Source organism: Kitasatospora sp. MBT63 (assembly GCF_000710465.2).
GTDB lineage: Bacteria > Actinomycetota > Actinomycetes > Streptomycetales > Streptomycetaceae > Kitasatospora.
In genome coordinates this window covers 1-3,203 of sequence record NZ_JAIZ01000657.1, presented here as the reverse complement: position 1 = coordinate 3,203, position 3,203 = coordinate 1, and the positions used below count along the sequence as shown (strand labels likewise).

4 protein-coding genes are annotated in these 3,203 nt (G+C 69.1%); 1 reads left to right on the top strand and 3 read right to left on the bottom strand.

From position 1 onward, the window contains the following. Positions 1–124: 124 nt before the first annotated feature. From AA75_RS34490 to AA75_RS52760, 3 genes are all read right to left on the bottom strand, one after another. A complete protein-coding gene (locus AA75_RS34490) occupies positions 125–1,048 on the bottom strand; it encodes a hypothetical protein (protein WP_051813969.1) in 924 nt (307 codons plus the stop codon). A gap of 606 nt (positions 1,049–1,654) precedes the next feature. After that, positions 1,655–1,804, bottom strand: coding sequence for a hypothetical protein (locus AA75_RS50160; protein WP_158515612.1), 150 nt, complete (start codon positions 1,802–1,804; stop codon positions 1,655–1,657). A 22-nt stretch (positions 1,805–1,826) separates the two neighbouring features. Then, positions 1,827–2,087, bottom strand: a complete 261-nt coding sequence (locus AA75_RS52760) for a hypothetical protein (protein WP_233289314.1) — start codon at positions 2,085–2,087, stop codon at positions 1,827–1,829. Between the two features lie 252 nt (positions 2,088–2,339). Here AA75_RS52760 and AA75_RS52755 point away from each other — a divergent pair, with 252 nt between their 5' ends. Then, positions 2,340–3,041 (top strand): HNH endonuclease family protein, encoded by a 702-nt coding sequence (locus AA75_RS52755; protein ID WP_233289313.1) that lies wholly within the window; start codon positions 2,340–2,342, stop codon positions 3,039–3,041. The last annotated feature ends 162 nt before the right edge of the window (positions 3,042–3,203 follow it).

Sequence of the window (3,203 nt, the reverse complement as noted above, 5' to 3'; positions counted from 1 at the left end):
AACGCAGCCCTCAAGCCCGGAAAGACAACAGCCACTGAGGCCCAGCAGCGGAAGGGCGATGGTGTACGCGGTGGTGACCAGGGAGGCCGTCGTACGGACGGTTGTCGCGGGGGTCATCGGCGCATCACCCGTAGTTGAGGTAGGTCATGGACTGCTTGACGAATTCTCGGGCCGTCGCGACGGACCATTTCTGCTCGTCACCGAAAAGCTTCTTGATCCCGTTGGGCTCCACCATGGTCTGGTAGTGACCCATCCAGTAGCCCAGCTCCCGGTCGAGATGGCGAAGCGTCTCGCGGACGGATGCGTCGAAGTCACCGAAGGTGAGGACTGAGTCCGGAACGTTGTAGACCAGGCACTCGGAGAAGTACGAGGGCACCTCGTCGATGACCTTGCCGGCGGTCAGCGTGTCCTCCACCGACTTCAGCACGCGGACCACGTACTTGTAGCGATTGTTGGTGCGGGTGCTCTTGGCCCTGCCGTTGTCCATCTGCTGCTGCGGCCAGTTCACGATGGTCTTGCCGTCGGTGCAGTGGACCATGCTGCCCTCGGTGCCCTCGGTGCACTGCGGGTTGGTGAACTGCACGTACCGGAAGGCGGGAACCACGTCGATGCTCGGCCGGCTGTTGAACACCGGCGGGACATAGAACGCCACCCGGTGGCTGGTGTCGATGGTGCCGAACTTGGCGGTGAGCGCCTTGCCAACCTCGGCGCGCAGCAGGGCGGGCGTCCAGATGCCCTCATAGTCGGGCAGGCGCTGGCGGCGCTGCCAGTGGTTGGTCATCGGGTGGTAGTCGGCGTACTGCGGCTCATTGAGCTGCACCGAGATGTCGACGTCGCTGTTCGCCCGCACATTGGTGTTGTTCGGGTAGGAGCCCTTGGCATAGACCTTGAGCTTGCTTCGGACCGGCGCGAAGGCGGGGTGCGCGGCTATGGCCTCGTCCACCATGCGCGCGGCCCGCTTCCAGTACTCGTCCTCGGTCACGCTCGCCGGCATGATCCACTTGCGCAGCAGCGCCTGTCGCTGGACGAGGGTGAGTGGGGTAACCAACTGATGGACTCCTGGAGTTGAAGGTTCTTCCAGCAGCACCGTACCGGCAGGTTCGGACAGTCCCGGCGGTGGCGAAGCGGCCCACGACCACCTCGTCGGCTTGCCCGCGCAGGACGTCCCGCCCTACCGCGGCAAGGCCCCCATCCGCTTCTGACCCGGGGCCCGGTCACCGTGGGGTGTCCGGGCCCGGTCCTGGCTAGCCCCGGTTCGGGTCCGGGTCTTGGACCGGCTCATCCGTGGTGCCATCGCGACCCTCTCCTCCCTCGGCGGAGTAGGGCACATCGACGACGATCAGGTGCATCTCACCCCCCCAGACGAACGAGGATGCGGTCCAGCGGATGAGGGACTGGACCGCTCAGCGGGTCAGCGAGAGCAAGCACAGCAAGGCGGTACTGCGCGGCATCGAGGAGGCGTCGAAGGGCTGACGGTCGCGCCGGTCGGTCGGTGTCCAGGTCGAGTTCGCCCGTGCATGCCACCGAGCACACCGCCCCCGCCCCGACCGCACCGGTGCGTGTCACTAGATCTAGGAAGGCGCGCCCCCGCTCCCCGTGGAACCGCTACCTCTCGCAGGCCGATCCGCATCGCCGTGAGGGCCTGACGTGCAGGTCAGACGGGTTCGATGGTCAGGGTCGCCGCGCCGTGCAGCAGCCTGCCCTTGGTCCGGGCCTCGCCCAGCGCGGTGCGGAATACCGCCTTCCTGACGTCGGCACCGGCGTCCGGGTCGGTGTCCGGCAGCGTCGCGGGGGGTGCCATCACGATGACCACGCTGCCGCGTCCCTCAGCCGCCGCCAGCCAGCCGGGCGAAATTTGCGGCCGGCCTGGCCGGTTCCCACGTCCGGCGGCCTCCGACCAATGTCAGCCGGACCAGCGCATCGCCGCGGACGTGGACGGCGGCCGTTGTGGCCGGAGGCTCGCCGGCGGCCACAACGAACCCGCTGTCGACCGCATCCTCGGCCAGGTCCTCGTACAGCGGCGAGCCCACCTCCAGAAGAGCCTCCGCGAACGGCGGCCCGAAGGCGGCCTCACGCACCACGAACACCCACCGCACCGGCGCCGGAACGCCGCGCCCACCCATCGGATCGCTCACACCGGGTCAACGACCGGCGCGTCGGCCACGTACCGGCCCGCCGCCGGAGCCGCAGGGCAGGATGCCCAGTACGCCGGCCACCCCGGGTCCGGTACGACTTCTCCCCCGCACGGGCGACCCCGCCGCCTGACGGGCTGTCAAGATCGACCGGCGGCCGGTAGGAAGGTCCACGACAAGTCGCCGACGAAGTACAGGAGCGCCACCGTGCGGACCACCGCCATCACCCGGGCAGCCATCACCACCGCAGCAGCCCTACTGCTCACCACCGCGGCCGCCAACCCCGCCAGCGCCACCTCGGCCGCCGGCGCCGGGGCACACCGGGAGGCCGGACAGGCCATCACCCTGCCGCTGGACGAAGCGATCGAGCAGCTCACCGTCGCCGATGAGGACCGCACCGGCTACGTCCGCACTGCCTTCAAGCACTGGGTCGACGCGGACAAGGACGGCTGCGACGCCCGCAAAGAGGTCATCAAGGCCGAGGCCCTCGAGCCCCCCGTTCAGGGGCCGCGGTGCGCACTGACCGGCGGGCTGTGGCTGTCACTGTACGACGACGTCGTCGTCACCGACGCAGGCCGCCTGGACGTCGACCACTTGGTACCGCTCGCCGAGGCCTGGGACTCCGGGGCATCGAACTGGAGCGCGAAGGAAAGGGAGGTCTACGCCAACGACCTCTTGGAGCCGCGCGCGCTGATCGCCGTCACTGCGGCCTCCAACCGCTCCAAGGCCGACAAGGACCCCGCCGACTGGCTCACCCCGGCCGTGGCCTACCGCTGCACCTACCTGAACGACTGGGTCGCCATCAAGACCCGCTGGAACCTGAGCATCGATGCCCGCGAGCACCAGGCGCTCACCGACATCGCAGCCGGCTGCCCCGACGATGACATCACCGTGGCCTACGCCCGGTGACAGGCAGACCGGTCAGAACGCCGCGGCTTCCAGGTCCCACCCAACGTGGATCCGATCGTTCGCGGGAACCGGAACGCCGTCCGGCGCACGTCCGGGAGCAGCACCTCGATGCGGCGGGCGGTGTCCAGGCCGCCGCGGCCGGACGACTCGGCGACGATCCGG